Below are 18,224 nucleotides of genomic sequence, written 5' to 3'. Positions count from 1 at the left end.
GATGATCTCGCGGAGGACGCGGTCGCGCTCAGGCCAGACCGTGCTCGAAAGCGAACACCACCAGCTGCACGCGGTCGCGCAGCGCCAGCTTCGTGAGGATCCGGCTGATGTGTGTCTTCACGGTCGCCTCGCTCAGGAACTCCCGCGCCGCGATCTCCGCGTTCGACAGACCCCGCGCGGCGAGCGCGAAGATCTCCCGCTCGCGCTCGGTCAGCTCGCCGTACTGCGGCGGGACGGGGCGGGGCGCCTCGGCGAAGTGCGCGAACAGCTCGCGGGTCGCCGACGCCGCGATCACGCTGGACCCCGCGTGCACCGTGCGGATCGCCGCGAGCAGGAACTCCGGATCGGCGTCTTTGAGGAGGAAGCCGCTCGCGCCCTGCCGGATCGCGCGGGCCGCGGCCTCGTCGAGGTCGAACGTGGTGAGCATCACGATCCGCGGAGGCTCCGGCCGGGCGAGGATCTCCGCGGTCGCGGTCAGGCCGTCCATCACCGGCATCCGGATGTCCATCAGCACCACGTCGGGCCGCGTCGTGGCGACCACCGCGAGCGCCTCCCTGCCGTCGCCCGCCTCCCCCACGACCTCGAGGTCGGGCTGCGAGGCCACCAGCATGCGGATCCCGGCGCGGAACAGGGCCTGGTCGTCGACGAGCACGACTCTGATCACTGGGAGGCTCCGATCGGCAGGCTGCTCTGGACGACGAACTGCGCACCACGGCGCTCGGTGTGCAGACTACCGCCGACCAGCTGCGCGCGCTCCCGCATCCCGATCAGTCCGTGCCCACCCGGTGCGGACGGCGGGGCGTCGGCCGCCACCGTGTTGCGCACCTGGATGTCCACGCGGTCGGGGAGCCAGGCCAGGTGCACGTCCACCGCCCCGTCGCCGTGCCGGATCGCGTTCGTCAGGGCCTCCTGCAGGATGCGGTAGACCGCGAGCTGGATCGCCCCCGGCGGCTCCCCCGGCGGCATCGGGTCGACCGTGACGCGCGGCTCCATACCTGCCTGGCGCACCTGCGCGAACAGCGTCTCCAGATCCGCGAGGGTGGGCTGCGGACCGTCGCCCTGGCGGTGCCGCAGCTGGGTGAGCAGCATCCGCACGTCGCTCAACGCACCGCGGGCCGTCTGGGCGATCGTGCCGAGGGCCTCGGTCGCCATCTCGGGCTTCACGGCCGCGGCGTACCGGGCCCCGTCGGCCTGCGCGATCACGACCGCGAGCGAGTGCGCCACGATGTCGTGCATGTCGCGGGCGATGCGCACGCGCTCCTGCTCCTCCGCCGCGAGCGCCTCGGCCTGCAGCTGCGCCGCCCTGGTGCGCCGCGATCGCAGCACCACGCGCCACAGCAGACCGCACACCCACGCGAAGCCGAGGGCCATGATGGATGCCGCGAGCAGCAGCGTGCCGCCCGTCACGAGCTCCCACCCGGTGCCGGTGCCGAACGCGACCCCGCTGACGAACACCATGTAGAGCGCCGCGATCACGCCGCCGACGATCACCGAGCCGAGGCCCCACCACAGCACGCGGCGCGACCCCCAGGCCGACGTGGCGTACAGCACCAGCAGGATCGCGAGGTCGATCGGCAGCGGCCCGAAGCCGGCGAGCATCTGGACGATCGCGCCGGCCCAGGCGCCCACGAGCGCCAGCCCGGGAGACAGCCGGCCGATCGCCACCGCGCCGAACATCAGGAGCCCGGCGACGACGACCGCCGCCACCGCGGCGCCCGCGACCGGCTCTCCGGTGACCGGCGGCGCGTAGAACACCACCGACATCGGAGTGAAGATGACGAACAGCAGCACCGCCCCGACGATGTCGAGGATGAGCGCCGTGCGGGAGAGCGGCCGGATCACTCCCCCACGCTACGCGAGCACGCCGGGCGAGACATCCGTCGGCCGATGTATCCGCCGCTCACGCCCGCGCGAGGATCTCGCCGTGCGGCACGAGGAACCAGCCGTCGCCGTCGCCCGCCCACCGCCGCCACGCCTCGCTGATGTCGCGCAGGTCGGCCGGGGTCGCCAGGCCCTCGTCCACGAGCTGCCGGGCGAGGGCGGACTCCAGGATGCGGTCGGCCCACATGCCGCCCCACCAGTCGCGCTCCTCCGGGGTCGCGTAGCACCACGTGGACGCGGTCGCGGTGACCTCGCGGAAGCCCGCCGCGCGGGCCCACGCCAGCAGCCGCCGCCCCGCGTCCGGCTCGCCCCCGTTCGCACGCGCGGCCCGGCGGTAGAGGTCGAGCCACCGGTCGAGCTCCGGCAGCACCGGGAACCACAGGAAGCCCGCGTAGTCGGCATCGCGCGCGGCGACGAGGCCGCCCGGCACGGTCACACGCCGCATCTCCCGCAGCGCCTGCACCGGATCGGCCACGTGCTGCAGCACCTGATGCGCGTGCACCACGTCGAACGTGTCGTCGGCGAAGCTCAGCGCGTGCACGTCCTCCACCGAGAAGGAGAGGTTGTCGAGGCCGCGCTGCGCCGCCAGGTCGCGCGAGAGCGACAGCGCCGACTCGTCGATCTCGGTCGCGGTGACGTGTGCGACCGCCCCGGCGAAGTCGACCGTGATGCTGCCGGGACCCGCCCCGACGTCGAGCAGTCGCGTCTGCGCGGTGAGGTGCGGGCGGAGGTACGCGGCCGAGTTGGCGATGTCGCGCACGTTGTGCGAGCGGAGGACGGATTCGTGGTGTCCGTGCGTGTACGTGGCCATGCGCCCCAGTCTGGCAGGACCGCGGGCGGGCGACGCCTCAGTGCAGTTCCGCGACCGACCGGCGGATCGCCTCGCGGTCGGGCTTCCCCGACGACAGCACCGCGAGCTCGTCGACCAGGACGAGACGCGAGGGACGGGCGTGCGCGCCGATCTCGGCCGCCACCGCCTCGCGCGCCTGCCCCAGCTGTTCCGCCTCGCTGCGCCGCAGCACCTCGCCCCGCGGCGCGACGATCACCGACGCCTCACCCCAGCGCTCGTCCGGCACCGGCACCACCACCGCCTCGTGCAGCCCCGGCACGCGCCGCACGATGCCCTCCACCCTGTCCAGCGAGATGTTGATCCCGCCCGACACGATCACGTTGTCCGCCCGGCCGTGCACGCGCACGACCCCGTCCTCCACGAGGCCGAGGTCGCCCGTGCGGTACCACCGGATGCCGTGCTCGTCGTGCAGGAAGGTGCGAGCCGTGAGCGAGCCGTCGCCCAGGTAGCCCTCCGCGAGCATGGGTCCGGCGATGCGGAGCTCGCCGTCGACCACCCGCACCGCGACCGTGTCGAGCGGCACGCCGTCGTACACGCAGCCGCCGCTGGTCTCGGTCGAGCCGTAGGTGCGCACGATCCGCACGCCCAGGTCGCCCGCGCGCTCCCTGAGCGGCTCCGGCAGCGCCTGCCCGCCCACGAGGATCGCCCGGTACGCCTGCAGTGCCGCGCGCACGGCGGTGTCCTCCGCCGCGTCGAGCAGCGTGGCGATCTGGGCGGGCACGAGCGAGGTGTACAGCTCGGGGACACCCGCCGCACCCGCCGGGCGCAGCATGGCCAGCGTCGCCTCGGCAAACGACACCGGGGAGAAGCGTCCCTCGATCTGCCGCGGCTCCGTCCCGGCGAGGAGCGAGCGCACCATGACCTGGAGCCCGGCGACGTAACCAGCCGGGAGCGCGAGCAGCCACCGTCCCTCGCCGATGCGCGCGGCCGTGGCCTCGGCGCTCGCCCGCAGCGCCTCCGCGCTCAGGGCCACGCGCTTGGGGATGCCGCTCGACCCCGAGGTCGCGATGACCGCCGCTATGCCGTCCGCCACGTGCTCCGGAGCACCGCCCAGCATGCCGAAGCCGAGCGCCGGGCCGCCGTCGAGCGCCCGCTGGAGTGCGTCCCGCAGCTGTCCCGTGTCTTCCGCATCGGTCGGGATCAGGGCGGTCATGCGTGCCTCCGGGATGTGCTCGGTCAGTAGTGCCAGGGGAAGGAGGACCAGTCGGGCGCGCGCTTCTCCAGGAACGAGTCGCGACCCTCGACCGCCTCGTCGGTGCCATAGGCGAGACGGGTGGCCTCTCCCGCGAACACCTGCTGGCCCACCAGCCCGTCGTCGACCGCGTTGAACGCGAACTTCAGCATGCGGATCGCCGTGGGCGACTTGGTGAGCACGGTGCGCGCCATCTTCAGCGCCTCGCGCTCCAGCTCGGCATGCGGCACCACACGGTTTACAGCGCCCGCCTCGTACGCCCGCTGCGCGGAGTACTCCTCGGCGAGGAAGAACACCTCGCGCGCGAACTTCTGCCCGGTCTGGCGCGCCATGTACGCGGAGCCGTAGCCGGCGTCGAAGCTCCCCACGTCGGCGTCGGTCTGCTTGAACCGCGCCTCTTCGGCCGACGCGATCGTGAGGTCGCACACGACGTGCAGCGAGTGTCCTCCGCCGGCCGCCCATCCGGGCACGACCGCGATGACCACCTTCGGCATGAAGCGGATCAGGCGCTGCACCTCCAGGATGTGCAGGCGCCCGACGGCCGCGCGCGACTGCCCGTCGATCAGGGCGGTCTCGGAGTCGGAGTACTTGTAGCCGTCGCGGCCGCGGATGCGCTGGTCACCGCCGGAGCAGAACGCCCAGCCGCCGTCCTTCGGGCTCGGGCCGTTGCCGGTGAGGAGCACCGCGCCGATGCGGGCGTCCTGCCGGGCGATGTCGAGGGCGCGGTACAGCTCGTCGACCGTGTGCGGCCGGAACGCGTTGCGCACCTCGGGCCGGTCGAACGCGATGCGGGCGACACCGCCGTCGCGCGACACGTGCGCGGTGATGTCGGTGTAGTCCTCGGCGCCGGGCGCGAGCACCCATTCGGACGGGTCGAACAGGTCGGAGACGAAGGCATCGGTCACGTCTCCCAGCCTATTCCCCGCCTCCGAGCGACATGGAGTGCACCCACCCGGTCCGGGTGGGTGCACTCCGCGGGTCAGCGCCGGCGAGCCTTGCGCCAGCCGTCGACGATGTCCCAGCCGACGCCCAGTGCGATGCCGAATCCGAGCAGGACGGCGAGGATGCGGAAGATCCCGCCCTCGTCGGCGGCCTCGGCGTCACCGGCGGCGAATCCGTCGCCGCCCGCCGCGACGATGTGCGCGAGGAAGTCCGGGTTCACCAGGTCGCCGGTGAGGAGCAGGGTCAGGGTCCAGGCGAGGAAGGCCACGGCGAGGACCGTGTTCACCACGGCGAGCGCGGTGCTCCACCCGCGGCGACGGTAGACGACGATCGCGAACACGGCCTCGGCGACGATGAGGAGGAACAGCACGCCGATCCCCCACGGCCACAGACCGGGGTCGAGGATGGGCAGTGCCTCGCCGTCGACCACCACGAAGCCGCGGAACCGATCCCAGAACAGGGCGCCCACCGCGAGCCCGAGGAACACGAGCGAGGCGATCAGCTCGTTGCGGCCGACGCCGTCGTCCGACGCCTCGGGCAGCTGGTCGACGTCCCACTTCATCCCGGCGTCGGTGCCCGACCGTTCCAGGATGACGAACACGAGCGTGGTCCAGAAGCAGACGTGCAGGATGGTGCCCCCGGTCGCCAGGACGGCGCTGGAGATCACCTCGCCGACAGGGGCTCCCGCGATCGTCTGTCCGAGCGCCACGCCGCCGAGCGCGCAGACCGGCACGATCATCAGCAGCAGCTTCAGCAGCCGCCACCAGGCGAGGTAGTACCGCGGGCCGATCAGGTGCAGCGGGCGGTCGGCGTATCCCGCGGCGAGGGCTCCGGGATCCCCCAGCGCCGTCAGCGCGGCGCGCTCGGCCTCCTGCGGGTCCTCCCCCAGGTCGATGCGGGCCTCGACGGCGTCGGCGATGGACGCCTCGAGCTCGGCACGCACGTCGCCCTGCGTCTCGGGCGGCAGACTGCGGATCGTCGCGCTGATGTAGCGCTCGGTGAGAGTGGCGGTCATGTCAGTTCTCCTCGGTGGTGAGGGAGGCGATCGCGGCGGTGAGCGCGCGCCATTCGTCGGTGAGGGTGTCGGCCAGGCGCATGCCGGCCTCCGAGGTGCGGTAGAACTTGCGCGGCCGTGCCTCGTCGGTGTTCCACTCGCTCGTGAGGTACTCCTGCTTCTCCAGCCGGCGGAGCAGGGGGTACAGCGTGTTCGCGTCGGTCGCGAAGCCGCGGCGCTCGAGCTCTTCCAGCAGCCCGTAGCCGTAGCCCGCCGTGCGCAGCAGCTGCAGGCAGGCCAGCACCACGGTGCCGCGGCGCAGTTCCTGCAGGTGCGTGTCGAGCGTCTCGTTCATGTCGATCACATTACTGTGTGTCACACACCATTGTCAATGGCACGTGTTCGTGCGGCGTACGCTCCGGGTCGTCGGCGCGTGGATCCGTCCCCGCGCGGCCCGTGGCGCAGAATGAGGGCATGATCCCTCCGCTCGCAGAACTGCTCGACACGGCCAGGGTCGTCGCCCTCCCGATGCACACCCGCTTCCGCGGCGTCGACACCCGCGAGGCGCTGCTGTTCGAGGGCCCGGAGGGGTGGGCCGAGTTCTCGCCGTTCGTGGAGTACGACGACGCCGAGGCCGCCACGTGGCTCGCCGCCGCGATCGACTACGCCTGGTGCGCGCAACCGGCCCCCGTGCGCGATCGCATCGGCGTGAACGCGACGGTGCCCGCGGTCGAGCCCGGCCGGGTGCCGGAGGTGCTCGCCCGCTTTCCCGGGTGCCGCACCGCGAAGGTCAAGGTCGCCGAGCCGGGACAGCTGCTGGCCGATGACGTCGCCCGGGTCCGTGCCGTCCGCGAGGCCATGGGACCGGAGGGGCGCGTCCGCATCGACGCCAACGGGCTGTGGAACGTGGACGAAGCCGAGCACGCGGTGCACGCCCTGGCGGAGTACGACCTGGAGTACATCGAGCAGCCGTGCGCGACCGTGCCCGAGCTGGCCGAACTGCGCACCCGCGTGAAGTACATGGGCATCCCGGTGGCCGCCGACGAGAGCATCCGCAAGTCGGACGACCCCCTCGCCGTCGCCCGCGCCGGGGCCGCGGACATCGTCGTGATCAAGGCGCAGCCGCTGGGAGGCGTCACCCACGCGCTGCAGATCGTGACGGCAGCGGGACTCCCGGCGGTCGTCTCCAGCGCGCTCGACACCGCGGTCGGTCTGTCACAGGGCGCCGCACTGGCGGCCGCGCTGCCCTCACTCGGCTTTGACTGCGGCCTCGGCACGGGCTCGCTGTTCCTCGACGACGTGGCCGACCTCCGCCCGGTCGACGGCGCGATCCCGGTCGGACGCGTCACCCCGGACGCGGATGCACTCACGCGCCTGGCCGCGGCGGACGAGCGGCGCGAGTGGTGGCTGGCCCGCCTGGCCCGCTGCCACCACGAGCTCGCGACGCGGAACCCGGGCTAGGACTCGACGAGCAGTTCCACGAGGCGACCGAGCTCCTCGCCGCCGGAGTGGCGCAGCTCGGCGTCGTCGCGGCCGGCCATCGCTCCGCGCACGGTCATGCCCTCCCAGATGATCATGAGCATGCGCGCGGCGTCGGTCGCGGGCAGGCGCAGCCGCAGCGACCCGGCCTCGACGATGTCCTCCACGATCCGGGCGATGCTGCCGACCATCTCGCGCTCCTGCGCCAGATAGGCCTCACCGAACGCGGGATCGCGCAGCGCGCGGATGCGGATCTCGCTCATGAGCATCACGCCGAGCCGGTCGTCGCTGCCGAGCTCCATGATCTGCTGCACGAGGTCGGTCGGGTCGCACCCGTCGCCGAGCTCGCCCTCCGCGCGCATCTGCTCGACGCGCGTGCGCACGGCGGCCACGCGGGCATCGGCCACCCGCGCGGCGAGCATCAAGAACAGCTCGTCCTTGGAGTCGAAGTTGGAGTAGAACGCACCGCGCGTGAAGCCCGCGCGCTCGCAGACCGCCTCGACCGACGCCCCCTCCAGGCCCACCTCGGCGAACACCTGCGCCGCCGCGTCGAGCAGGCGCGCCCTTGTGTTCTCACGGCTGCGCGTGGCCGTTGCCGCCATGCGTTCCCTCCCGGTGCGATTCGCCTCGTGTTCACACCCGGCACACAGAATCGCGATGCCGGATCACCTTACGATACATCTATGTATTGGATACACCTGTGTATCCAGCTCACCCCCACCGAGGAGAACCCGTGTCCACACTCCTGTCGTCCCTCGGACGCTGGTCGTTCCGGCACCCCTGGCGCGTGCTGGTCTCCTGGCTCCTCGCCCTCGGCATCGCCGGCGCGGGTGCCGTCGTGCTCGGTGCGGGCACGGACAACACGTTCTCCATCCCCGGCACGGAGTCGCAGGCGGGCCTGGAGCAGCTGTCCCGCTCCTTCCCGCAGGTGAGCGGCACCAACGCGCAGTTCATCGTGGTCGCCGCCGACGGCGACAGCATCGACGACGACGCGTACCGCGAGCCCATCGACGACGCCGTGTCCGCCCTCGGCGATCTCGACCAGGTGCTGGCGGCGACCTCGCCGTACGACGAGATGGTCGACGGCATGATCAACGACGACGACACCGCGGCGATCGTGCGCGTGCAGTTCGACGGCGAGTCCACCGACGTGTCCGACGAGACGAAGGACGCCCTGCGCGCCGTGGTCGCTGACCTCGGCGCCGAGCTGCCCGATGGCGCTCAGACGTCGCTCGGCGGCGACCTGTTCGCGATCTCCATCCCGGGCGTCACGCTCACCGAGGCCGTGGGTCTGCTGATCGCCCTGCTCGTGCTCATCGTCACGTTCCGCTCGTTCGTGGTCGCCGGGCTGCCGCTGCTCACCGCGATCCTCGGCGTCGGCATCTCCATGGCGGGCATCTTCACCGCGACCGCGTTCGCCACCGTCTCGTCCACCACGCCGCTGCTCGCGCTCATGCTCGGGCTCGCCGTCGGCATCGACTACGCGCTCTTCATCGTCGCGCGGCATCAGGATCAGGTGCGCGACGGCGTCGACCCCGAGGAGTCCACCGCGCGCGCCGTCGGCACCGCCGGTTCCGCCGTCGTGTTCGCCGGCGTCACCGTGCTCATCGCGCTGATCGGCCTCGGCTTCGCCGGGATCCCCTTCCTCACCACGATGGGCATCGCCGCCTCGGTCGCGGTCGCCGTGGCCGTCGCGATCGCCGTGACCCTCACGCCCGCCCTGCTCGGCTTCCTCGGCCACCGCGTCGCCGGGCGCCCGAAGAAGCCCCGGGCGAAGACGTCGCGGAAGACGAAGAAGGTCACGGCGGCCACGGCCCGCACGGCGTCGGAGGCCGCCGACGGCGCCGAGGCGCCCCCGGCCGAACCCCGCCCTCGGGGCAGCCGCCGCTGGGTCGCCGGCGTCACCCGACGCCCGATCCTCGTGTCCCTCGCGATCGTGCTCGGTCTCGGCGTCGTCGCCGTCCCGGCACTCAGCCTCGACCTCGCGCTGCCGAACGCGGGCGTGCTGCCGAAGGACTCCGAAGCGCGGCAGACCTACGACCTCGTGGGCGAGCAGTTCGGGCCCGGGTTCAACGGCCCGCTCATCCTCACCGGCACCATCGTCACCTCCACCGATCCGCTCGGTCTGATGGAGGACCTGGGCGACGCGGTCGCCGAGGTCCCGGGGGTCAAGGAGGTCGCGCTCGCCACCCCCAACGAGACCGCCGACACCGGCATCGTGCAGATCATCCCGGAGACGGCGCCCGACGACCCCGCCACCGCCGACCTCGTGCGCGAGCTGCGCAGCCACCACGACGAATGGCTCGACGAGTTCGGCATCGACCTGAAGGTCACCGGCTTCACGGCGGTCGGCATCGACATCTCCGACCAGCTCGGAGCCGCCCTGCTGCCGTTCGGCATCTTCGTGATCGGCCTGTCGCTCATCCTCCTCACGATCGTGTTCCGCTCGCTCTGGGTGCCGATCACCGCGGCCGCCGGTTACCTGCTGTCGATCGTGGCCGCGTTCGGCGTGGTGGGTGCCGTGTTCGAGTGGGGCTGGTTCGCCGACGCCCTGCACGTCGCGAAGGTCGGCCCCATCATCAGCTTCATGCCGATCATCCTGATGGGCGTGCTGTTCGGCCTCGCGATGGACTACCAGGTGTTCCTCGTCTCGCGCATGAGAGAGGACTTCGTGCACGACCCCGACGCGAAGAGCCCGGACCGGGCGACCCGTCGCGCGGCCGCGCTGCGCGCCGTGCGGAGCGGCTTCTCCGGCTCCGCGAAGGTCGTCACGGCCGCCGGACTCATCATGTTCGCGGTGTTCGTGGCGTTCGTGCCCGAGGGCGACTCGTCGCTCAAGCCCATCGCGCTCGGGCTCGCCGCCGGCATCGCGATCGACGCGTTCCTGGTGCGGATGACCCTGATCCCCGCGCTCATGGCGATCCTCGGCGAGCGCGCGTGGGAGATCCCGGCCTGGCTCGATCGCATCCTGCCGAGCGTGGACATCGAGGGCGAGGCGGTGGAACGCGAACGACACCTTGCCGCGTGGCCCGGCGACGGCTCCGTCGTGGCAGCCGACGACCTCACGGTGGGCGGCGACATCGCCGCGCTCGACGGCCTGTCGCTGCGCCTCGCACCGGGGAGCGCGGTGGTGGCCACCGGGCTCGACGCCGCCACGCTGCGGGTGCTCGCCCTCACGATCGCCGGACGGGTGCCGCCGGGCGAGGGTCGCCTGCGCGTGGCGGGGCACCTGCTCCCCGGTCGCGCCGCGTGGGTGCGTGCCCACGTCGGCTGCGTGCTCGTGGACGACCAGGACGCGACGGCCCCCGACCTCGCCGAGGCGCTGCGCGGACGCACCGAGCTCGTGGTGCTCGACGGCATCGACCGCCTCGACGGCGCCGCCCGGGATCAGCTGGAGGCCCGACTGCGCGACACCGCGGGCCGCCGCCCCCTCGCCGTGTTCGCCACCGCGGTCGACGAGACCGCGGCGCGCTCCCTCCTCGCGGACGCCGGATGGTCGTCCGCCGACACCCTGGACCTCCGCGACCCGCTCCGGGCCGCCGCCGACACCACCGAGGTGACCGCATGACCCTCCCCCTCGAGCGCGCGCGCTCCCGCAAGCCCATCACCTGGCTGACGATCCTCGGCGTGCTGCTGCTGCCCGCCGCGATCGGCGGCATCCTCATGGCCGCGCTGTACAACCCCACGGAGCGGCTGGAGTCGATGACCGCCGCGATCGTGAACCTCGACGAGCCGGTCGAGATCGACGGGCAGGTCACCCCGCTCGGACGACAGCTCGCCTCCGGGCTGGTCGAGGGCTCCGACGCCCTCGACTCGAACCTCACGTGGGTCATCTCGAACGAGGAGGATGCGGCCGACGGGCTCGCGGACGGCTCGTACCAGGCCGTCATCACGATCCCCGAGGACTTCTCTGCCGCCGCGACCTCGGGCGGGCAGGCCGTGGCGGACGGCGGCGGCGATGCAGAGCAGGCGACGATCCGCGTCACCACCCCCGACGACGGTCTCGTCGCCGACGACCTCATCACGAGCCAGATCGCGAACGTCGCCGCGTCGACCCTCGGCACCATGCTGTCTGAGGCCACCACCGAGAACATCCTCGTGGGCTTCACCACGATCGGCGACCAGATCGGCGACGCCGCCGACGGTGCACTCCAGCTCGCGACGGGCGCCCGCGACGCCGCCACCGGGGCGGCGGAGATCCCCGACGGCGCGACACAGCTCGCCTCCGGCGCTGCACAGCTCGGCACCGGGGCCTCCTCGCTCGCGTCGGGGCTCGACACGATCGCGGGCAAGACGCGCGAGGCCGCGGCCGGCGCGGGGCAGATCGGCAGCGGACTCACCGCGGGTGCCGCGCAGCTCCAGGCCAGTGTCGCCCCGACGCAGCAGCTCGTCGGCGGGATCCAGTCCGCCGCCGGGTCGGCGCAGACGGCCGGCACCGACGCAGCGGCGCTCGCCCAGAGCCTCGGCGCCCTCGCGGTCGGCGCGTGCACGCCGCCCGTGTCCGACCAGGCGCAGTGCGACCAGCTCACCGCGCTCGCGACCCAGGCCGGGTCGGTGGCACGGTCGGCGGGCACCGCGGCGGGCATCCTCACCAGCCCGGAGGTGTCGGGCGGCGTGGCGGCGCTCCCCGGCACCCTCGGCACCCTCGCATCGAGCATGGGGCAGGCCGGGACCGGGGCGACCCAGCTCGCGGACGGCCTGACCCAGCTCGCCAGCGAGGGCATCGGCCCCTCGGCGGCCGGGGCCCGGGCTCTGGCGACCGGCGCGACCCAGCTCACGGACGGCGCGAACCAGCTCGCGGAGGGTTCCACCGAGCTCGTCGCCGGCCTCGACACGCTCGCCTCGGGCACGGGCGATCTCGCGGGCGGCCTGCGCACCGCGGCCGACTCGCTCCCCTCGTTCAGCGACGACGAGTCCACCTCGCTCGCGTCGGTGATCGCCGACCCGGTCGCGGCGGACGCCCCAGAGAACGCGATCTTCGGCCCGACCGCGATCCCGCTGCTCACCGCGGTCGTGCTGTGGTTCGGCGGCCTGGCGTCGTTCCTGGTGCTGCGCGCCCACACCGCCCGCACCCTCACCTCCCGCCGCTCCTCCGCGGCCCTGGCCCTGCGCGGGTTCTGGCCCGCCGCGGCCATCGGCGCCGCGCAGGGCCTGCTGGTGTCGCTCATCGTGCAGACCGTGGCGAGCTACGACGCCGCCCAGTGGTGGGCCTTCGCCGGCACGGCCGTGCTCGCCGGGGTCGCGTTCGCCGCCGTGAACCAGGCGCTCGTGGCCGTGTTCGGCGGGATCGGGCGCTGGATCGCCGCGCTCGTGGGCGTGCTCGCGGTCGCGACCGGCCTCATCTCGACCGTGCCCGACTGGCTCGCCGCGATCGGTGCCGCCCTGCCGACGGCTCCCGCGTTCACGGGCCTGATCTCCGCGAGCGGCCCGGCGGTGGCCGCGCTCATCGTGTGGGGCGTGCTGTCGCTCGTCGCCACGACCGTGGTGGTCGCGGTCCGCCGCACCACCACGGCGACCGCGGTCCTCGCCCCCGCCTGACTCCCCTAGGCTCCTGCCATGCGTCGACCGTTCATGGACACCCCCGAACAGCTCGCCGGCCTGGAAGGGCAGCAGTACGTCGTGCTGCGCCCCACCGCCGCGGTCGCCGAGACCTATCGGAACGTCCAGGACGCGTCACTCGCTCGCCTCGGCGCCCCGATCCGGCGCCCGCACACCGGTCACGTCACTCTGCGTGGATTCGCCGAGCCCGATCGGCGCGACGAGCTCGCCGCGCTGATCCGCACCTGGGCCGCGCAGCAGACCCCGATCGAGGTCAGAGCCGAGGCCACGGACGAGTTCTCCGCACCATGGCAGATCCTGATCGTGCGTCTCGCCCGCACCGCGTCACTCGTCTCGGCGTACTCGACCCTGACGACCGCGCTGGACGAGACGGACTTCCGCCGGCTGGGCGAGCTGCCGCTGGAGGACTGGACCTTCCACCTTTCGGTGATCTACGGCAAGACTCTCGACCCGGCCGAGTGGAGACGATTCGCCGAGGCCGAGTCCCGCGTCTTCGAGCCCGCTGTCACCGAGACCATCACCGAGGCCGAACTGGTCTGGTACGAGCACGGCACCGAGCACGCCGAGGTCCTGCCGCTCGGCGGCTGAGACCTGGCGTTGCCCGGGGGCAGCGGATCAGCTCAGGCCGGAGTAGGCGTGCAGGCCCTTGAAGAACACGTTGACGATCGTGAAGTTGAAGATCACCGCGGTGAAGCCGACGATCGACAGCCACGCCGAGGGGTTGCCGCGCCACCCGCGCGTCGCCCGCGCGTGGATGTAGCCCGCGTAGAGCACCCAGATCACGAACGTCCAGGTCTCCTTCACGTCGAAGCCCCAGAAGCGGCTCCACGCGTAGTACGCCCAGATCGACCCGGCGATGAGGGTGAACGTCCACAGGATGAAGCCGATGATCGAGAACATGTACGCCAGGCTCTCCAGGCGCTCCGCGGTCGGGAACGTGCGCAGGAAGCCCGGTCCCGTCTTGGCGGCGCCCTCGCCGAGCAGACGCTCGCGGCGGGACTGCATCAGCTGGATCACCGACAGCGCGAACGCCAGCGCGAAGAACGCGGTCGCCAGCGACGCCACGAACACGTGGATGATGAGCCACACGCTCTTGAGCGGGTCCATCAGCGGCGAGACCTCGACGTAGAAGTTCGTCGCCCCCAGCCCGAGGAGCACCACCACGAGCCCCGTGATGAACGTGCCGAGGAAGCGCAGATCGAGGCGCGTGAGCACCACGAGGTACACCGCGATGATGAGCAGCGTGCCGACCATCGCGAACTCGTACAGGTTGGCCCACGGCACCCGGCCGGCGGCGATGCTGCGGGTCACGGTGGCCGCGAGGTGGAACACGAACCCGAGCACCGTGAGCGACGTGCCGATGCGCGCCATCACGAAGCGCTGCGGGGCAGCGGTCGCGGCCGGGGCCCCGGTCGCGGGGGATGCCGCGCCACGGACGCCGCCCGCCGCCACCAGTTCGCCCTCCCGCACGGAGACGGCGTCGGCGGAGGCCTGGGAGCGGCGCGCGAGATCGAAGGCGTACGCCACGAAGGCGGCCGCATAGATCGCGATCGCGGTCCACAGCAGGACAGGCGAGATCACGGTGAGCTCGAGCATGGTGTCAGTCTACTTTCGTGGTGTCGGCGGCCGGGGGTGCGGTTTCCGCGGACGCGGTCTCGGCCTCCGCGTCGTCGGGGGTGCGGGCGACGGTGCCGCCCGCGGCGTCGAGCAGTCGGGCGTGACCGTCGCGGATGTCGTCCACGGCCCGCGCGAGCGTCGGGTCCTCGCCGCGGGCGAGCGCCGCGTACTCCAGCTCCACCGCGCCGTCGGCGGCCGTGGCCTTGACCCACACGCGCCGTCGCGGCACGAACAGCGCGAGCATGAGCCCGGCCAGCGCGAGGATGGCGAAGCCCAGCACGAACACGCCGGATTCGTCGCGGTGGATCTGCAGGGAGGCGAAGCGCTTCACCGACTGGGAGGCATCGGTCGCGCCCTCCGGCGACTCGTCCTCGAAGGTGACCGAGCCGAGCCCGTTCGGCAGCTCCGCGGTCTCGCCCGGCGCGAGCTCGATCGACTCGACGTCGGTCGAGCGCCCCGTGAGCTTGGTCATGTCGGAGGTGTCGAGCACGTACACCGAGCGGGGCACCCCGTCGTTGATGCCGAGGTCGCCCGTGTACACGTCGAGCGTGAGGGTGGGGTTGGTCAGGTCGGGGTAGCCGGAGAAGAACGCACCGGAGTCGAGCACACCCGTCGTCGGGTAGAAGAAGCCGACGAGGCCCACCTGCTCGGCGAGGCCGTCCGGCACCTTGAGCACCCCGAGCGAGGTCATGTTCGTGTCCTGCGGGAGGAACGGGGTGCTGCCCGTGAACACGACCGTGCCCTCGGGGTCGCGCACGGTGACGGTCGGCGCATAGCCGTTGCCGAGCAGGAACACGTCGTCGTCGGCGACGCCCAGCGGCTCGTTCACCTTGACGGAGCCCTCGCGCTCCTCGCCGTTCTCGAGGATGGTCATGTTGGCCGAGAAGTTCCCCGCCTGACCCGAGCCGGGCTCGCCGAACGGCTGGTACGTCACGTCGAACGAGTCGAGGCGCATCGAGTAGGGCGCGAACGCGTCGTCGGTCACGAAGCGGCCGCGGTTCATGGAGTCGTAGTCGAGCAGGGTGTTCGCGAACGTCTCCCCCTCCACCAGCACCCGCTGCCCGGTGTACGCGAAACCGCCGCCGACGCCGATCGTCACGAGCACGCCGACCAGAGCCAGGTGGAACAGCAGGTTCCCGGTCTCGCGCCAGTACCCGCGCTCGGCCGAGACCGAGAACGTGCGGCCGCGGTCGTAGCGCTCCACGCGGTAGCCGAGCGCCTTGAGCTGCGTCGTCGCGACATCGATCGCGGCGGCCGCCTCCGCCTCCGCGTCACCGGTGCCCGTGCCGGCGACCGGGTCGCGCGTGACCGACCGGTGGTCCTCCAGGCGCTGGAGCCGGGCGGGAGTCCGCGGCGGACGCGCACGCAGCGCCTTCGCGTGGTGCTTGATGCGCGGGATCACGCAGCCCACGAGCGACGTGAACAGCAGCAGGTAGATGGCGGAGAACCACGGCGACAGGTAGACGTCGAACAGCTTCAGGCCGTCGAGGATCGGGAACAGGTCGGGGTTGTCGCGTTCCCACTGCGTGACGCCGTTCGGGTCGGCCATGCGCTGGGGGAAGATCGAGCCGGGGATGGCGGCGATCGCGAGCACGAGCAGCAGGATCAGCGCGGTGCGCATCGACGTCAGCTGACGCCAGCCCCACCGCAGCCAGCCGACGACCCCGAGCCGCGGCTGGGTGATCGAGTCGTCGCCGTCGACGTGGTCGGACGGACGGAGCGGATCGCTGGAGTCGCTGTTCACGGCACCCTTGTTCTTCGTGGTGGTGTGCTCTGCGCGGTCAGAGCGGGAGGATGACACTGCCGATCACCGCCGTCAGCCGGGACATGATGTCGGTCCACAGCCCGGTGACCATCAGCACACCGAGCAGGATGAGCATGACGCCGCCCACGATGTTCACGATGCGCACGTGGCGGCGCAGGAAGCCGATCGCCCTGGTCGCCCAGCCGAAGCCGAGGGCGACCAGCAGGAACGGGATGCCGAGGCCGAGGGAGTACGCCAGGCCGAGGAAGCCGGCGCGCACCGGGTCGCCGGCGTTGAACGACAGCGCCAGGATCGCGGCGAGCGTCGGCCCCATGCACGGCGCCCAGCCGATGCCGAGCGCGACACCCAGCAGCGGGGCGCCGATGATCCCGGCCTTGGAGTCGACGTGGAAGCGGAACTCGCGCTGCGCGAAGCCGAACAGGCCGAGGAACACCAGCCCCATCGCGATGATCACGACGCCGAGGATGCGCGTGATGAGGTCGCCCCAGCGCAGCAGGAACGCGCCCGCCGTGCCGCCGAGCACCGTGAAGAGGATGAACACGACCGTGAAGCCGAGGATGAACAGCAGCACGCCCAGCACGAGGCGACTGCGGGTCGCGGTCTGCGTCGTGCCGTCGGCGGAGCCTCGCGGGGCGACCGCTCCGCCCAGGAATCCGAGGTAGCCGGGGACGAGCGGGAGCACGCACGGCGACACGAACGACACGAGCCCGGCGAGCATCGCCACGGGCAGCGCGAGCCAGAGGGCGCCGGAGCCGATGATGACGTCGGGGTTCACGGCGCCTCCGCGCGGGTCACGAGTCCTCCGCGAGGGCGTCCTTGACGAGCGTGGAGAGCACGGAGGTCCCGTCGATCGGCCCGATGATCTTCGCGGCCACGCGGCCCTGCTTGTCGAGCACGAGGGTGGTCGGGGTGGCCGAGATCGGCACGGCCTCCGCGAACGCGAGCTTGGCCTCCGCGGTGTCGACGTCGATCAGGCTCGGGTACGTGACGCCGTACTCCTCCGCGAACGCGGTGGCCGTGTCGGCCTGGTCGCGCGTGTTGACGCCGATGAAGGACACGCCCTGGTCCTCGTACTCCTTCCAGACGCTCTCCAGATCGGCCGCTTCGAGGCGGCACGGGGCGCACCCGGCGTACCAGAAGTTGACGACGGTGACGTCGCCGGCGACGTCGGCGCTGTCGAAGTCGTCACCGGTCTCGGTGACCCCGCCGAACTCGACGGGTTCGCCACGTTCGGCGACCGGGATCTCGACGATCGCGCCGTCCGCGGCGACGTAGCCGGTGTTCTCCCCGCTCAGGAAGGATTCGCTGACGGCGTCGGGGGCGCACGCGGTCAGGCCTACGGCGAGCACCGCGGCGAACGCGGCTCCGACCGCTCGGCGGGCATGCCGGGGGTGGGAGGTGCGGCCGCGGCGAATCGGAGGGATTCTGGGGGCGAGGGGCACGGCTCCGAGTTTACGCAGAGCATCCTATGCATCGGCCGGGTACCCCCCGGGGGGAATCAGAGGCGCGCGAGCACGTCGGCGACGCTCGCGCGGAAGCGCGGGCACGTCGCGATGTCGTGCGCACGGCAGCCCATCGCGTGCTCGGTCATCTCCCGCGAGCGCCGCATCTCCTCCATGCGCCGGTCGAGGTCGTCGAGGTGCTGCTGCAGCACCTGGTGCCGGCCCGCGCTGCCGTCGTCGAGCAGCACGGCGATCTGCTCGAGGCTCATGCCGGCCGCCTTGCTGCGCTGGATCACGGCGATCCGCACGACCTCGTCCTCGCCGTAGCGTCGCCGACCTGCCGCATCACGCGGCGGGCGGAGCAACCCGACCGACTCCCAGTGCCGCAGCACGTGGGTGGGCAGGTCGAAGCGGGCGGCGACCTCGCCGACGGACCAGGGGTGGCTGTCGCTTGACTTCATGTTGACATGAAGTCACACACTGGCGAGGAAGGCAAGAAGAGA

17 protein-coding genes are annotated in these 18,224 nt (G+C 72.3%); 4 read left to right on the top strand and 13 right to left on the bottom strand.

Features of this window, described 5'->3' with window-relative positions; all coding sequences use genetic code 11:
- Window positions 1-28: 28 nt before the first annotated feature.
- The 7 genes from ACWH95_RS08960 to ACWH95_RS08930 all read right to left on the bottom strand — a co-directional run bounded on the left by ACWH95_RS08960 (window position 29) and on the right by ACWH95_RS08930 (window position 6,214).
- A complete protein-coding gene (locus ACWH95_RS08960) occupies window positions 29-664 on the bottom strand; it encodes a response regulator (RefSeq protein WP_136029771.1) in 636 nt (211 codons plus the stop codon).
- Entirely contained in the window at window positions 661-1,842 is a 1,182-nt protein-coding gene (locus ACWH95_RS08955; protein ID WP_454120553.1) for a sensor histidine kinase, read from the bottom strand. Before ACWH95_RS08955 ends, ACWH95_RS08960 begins: the two co-directional genes overlap by 4 nt.
- A 58-nt stretch (window positions 1,843-1,900) precedes the next feature.
- Window positions 1,901-2,692 carry a class I SAM-dependent methyltransferase gene (locus tag ACWH95_RS08950; protein ID WP_247981275.1) on the bottom strand — a complete coding sequence of 264 codons (792 nt, stop codon included), beginning with the start codon at window positions 2,690-2,692 and terminating at the stop codon, window positions 1,901-1,903.
- 37 nt (window positions 2,693-2,729) lie between these two features.
- Window positions 2,730-3,884 (bottom strand): AMP-binding protein, encoded by a 1,155-nt coding sequence (locus ACWH95_RS08945; RefSeq protein ID WP_205814424.1) that lies wholly within the window; start codon window positions 3,882-3,884, stop codon window positions 2,730-2,732.
- 23 nt (window positions 3,885-3,907) lie between these two features.
- Entirely contained in the window at window positions 3,908-4,828 is a 921-nt protein-coding gene (locus tag ACWH95_RS08940) for a 1,4-dihydroxy-2-naphthoyl-CoA synthase (RefSeq protein WP_136037165.1), read from the bottom strand.
- 74 nt (window positions 4,829-4,902) lie between these two features.
- Complete coding sequence (locus ACWH95_RS08935) at window positions 4,903-5,880, bottom strand: permease prefix domain 1-containing protein (RefSeq protein ID WP_454120552.1); 978 nt, start codon at window positions 5,878-5,880, stop codon at window positions 4,903-4,905.
- Between the two features lies 1 nt (window position 5,881).
- Window positions 5,882-6,214, bottom strand: coding sequence for a PadR family transcriptional regulator (locus ACWH95_RS08930; RefSeq protein ID WP_136029762.1), 333 nt, complete (start codon window positions 6,212-6,214; stop codon window positions 5,882-5,884).
- 119 nt (window positions 6,215-6,333) lie between these two features.
- Here ACWH95_RS08930 and ACWH95_RS08925 point away from each other — a divergent pair, with 119 nt between their 5' ends.
- Window positions 6,334-7,320 (top strand): o-succinylbenzoate synthase, encoded by a 987-nt coding sequence (locus tag ACWH95_RS08925; RefSeq protein ID WP_454120551.1) that lies wholly within the window; start codon window positions 6,334-6,336, stop codon window positions 7,318-7,320.
- On the opposite strand, the gene ACWH95_RS08920 is transcribed toward ACWH95_RS08925, so the two are convergent.
- Window positions 7,317-7,940 (bottom strand): TetR/AcrR family transcriptional regulator, encoded by a 624-nt coding sequence (locus tag ACWH95_RS08920; RefSeq protein ID WP_136029756.1) that lies wholly within the window; start codon window positions 7,938-7,940, stop codon window positions 7,317-7,319. The genes ACWH95_RS08925 and ACWH95_RS08920 overlap by 4 nt on opposite strands.
- Window positions 7,941-8,071: 131 nt before the next feature.
- Here ACWH95_RS08920 and ACWH95_RS08915 point away from each other — a divergent pair, with 131 nt between their 5' ends.
- The 3 genes from ACWH95_RS08915 to ACWH95_RS08905 are packed head-to-tail and all read left to right on the top strand — an operon-like array spanning window position 8,072 to window position 13,485.
- Complete coding sequence (locus tag ACWH95_RS08915; RefSeq protein WP_454120550.1) at window positions 8,072-10,906, top strand: efflux RND transporter permease subunit; 2,835 nt, start codon at window positions 8,072-8,074, stop codon at window positions 10,904-10,906.
- Window positions 10,903-12,876 (top strand): YhgE/Pip family protein, encoded by a 1,974-nt coding sequence (locus tag ACWH95_RS08910; RefSeq protein ID WP_454120549.1) that lies wholly within the window; start codon window positions 10,903-10,905, stop codon window positions 12,874-12,876. The genes ACWH95_RS08915 and ACWH95_RS08910 overlap by 4 nt, the downstream gene beginning before the upstream one ends.
- A gap of 18 nt (window positions 12,877-12,894) precedes the next feature.
- Window positions 12,895-13,485: a 2'-5' RNA ligase family protein gene (locus tag ACWH95_RS08905; RefSeq protein ID WP_240745271.1), complete on the top strand. Its 591-nt coding sequence runs from the start codon at window positions 12,895-12,897 to the stop codon at window positions 13,483-13,485.
- Between the two features lie 27 nt (window positions 13,486-13,512).
- Here the strand turns inward: ACWH95_RS08905 and ccsB are convergent, their stop codons facing one another.
- From ccsB to ACWH95_RS08880, 5 genes are read right to left on the bottom strand one after another with little or no spacing between them, the layout of a single operon-like run.
- Window positions 13,513-14,493, bottom strand: coding sequence for a c-type cytochrome biogenesis protein CcsB (gene ccsB / locus ACWH95_RS08900; protein ID WP_136029750.1), 981 nt, complete (start codon window positions 14,491-14,493; stop codon window positions 13,513-13,515).
- A 4-nt stretch (window positions 14,494-14,497) separates the two neighbouring features.
- The gene (resB, locus tag ACWH95_RS08895; protein ID WP_378803407.1) at window positions 14,498-16,258 is read right to left on the bottom strand and encodes a cytochrome c biogenesis protein ResB; all 1,761 of its coding nucleotides are present in this window, start codon (window positions 16,256-16,258) and stop codon (window positions 14,498-14,500) included.
- A 37-nt stretch (window positions 16,259-16,295) separates the two neighbouring features.
- Entirely contained in the window at window positions 16,296-17,054 is a 759-nt protein-coding gene (locus ACWH95_RS08890; protein ID WP_136029746.1) for a cytochrome c biogenesis CcdA family protein, read from the bottom strand.
- A 16-nt stretch (window positions 17,055-17,070) separates the two neighbouring features.
- Entirely contained in the window at window positions 17,071-17,721 is a 651-nt protein-coding gene (locus ACWH95_RS08885) for a TlpA family protein disulfide reductase (RefSeq protein ID WP_136029744.1), read from the bottom strand.
- Window positions 17,722-17,777: 56 nt separating this feature from the next.
- Window positions 17,778-18,182 (bottom strand): MerR family transcriptional regulator, encoded by a 405-nt coding sequence (locus ACWH95_RS08880; protein ID WP_136029742.1) that lies wholly within the window; start codon window positions 18,180-18,182, stop codon window positions 17,778-17,780.
- Between the last annotated feature and the right edge of the window lie 42 nt (window positions 18,183-18,224).

This window comes from Microbacterium sp. NPDC055502 (assembly GCF_053643635.1).
The sequence above is the reverse complement of the archived record's forward strand: the minus strand, read 5'-3'. Positions and strand labels throughout refer to the sequence as shown.

What these genes read in the sequence shown, in the direction of transcription:
- ACWH95_RS08950 (WP_247981275.1), bottom strand. Translation starts at nt 2,692, where the DNA reads ATGGCCACGTACACGCACGGACACCACGAATCCGTCCTCCGCTCGCAC.
- ACWH95_RS08945 (WP_205814424.1), bottom strand. Translation starts at nt 3,884, where the DNA reads ATGACCGCCCTGATCCCGACCGATGCGGAAGACACGGGACAGCTGCGG.
- ACWH95_RS08935 (WP_454120552.1), bottom strand. Translation starts at nt 5,880, where the DNA reads ATGACCGCCACTCTCACCGAGCGCTACATCAGCGCGACGATCCGCAGT.
- ACWH95_RS08930 (WP_136029762.1), bottom strand. Translation starts at nt 6,214, where the DNA reads ATGAACGAGACGCTCGACACGCACCTGCAGGAACTGCGCCGCGGCACC.
- ACWH95_RS08925 (WP_454120551.1), top strand. Translation starts at nt 6,334, where the DNA reads ATGATCCCTCCGCTCGCAGAACTGCTCGACACGGCCAGGGTCGTCGCC.
- ACWH95_RS08920 (WP_136029756.1), bottom strand. Translation starts at nt 7,940, where the DNA reads ATGGCGGCAACGGCCACGCGCAGCCGTGAGAACACAAGGGCGCGCCTG.
- ACWH95_RS08910 (WP_454120549.1), top strand. Translation starts at nt 10,903, where the DNA reads ATGACCCTCCCCCTCGAGCGCGCGCGCTCCCGCAAGCCCATCACCTGG.
- ACWH95_RS08905 (WP_240745271.1), top strand. Translation starts at nt 12,895, where the DNA reads ATGCGTCGACCGTTCATGGACACCCCCGAACAGCTCGCCGGCCTGGAA.
- ccsB (WP_136029750.1), bottom strand. Translation starts at nt 14,493, where the DNA reads ATGCTCGAGCTCACCGTGATCTCGCCTGTCCTGCTGTGGACCGCGATC.
- ACWH95_RS08880 (WP_136029742.1), bottom strand. Translation starts at nt 18,182, where the DNA reads ATGAAGTCAAGCGACAGCCACCCCTGGTCCGTCGGCGAGGTCGCCGCC.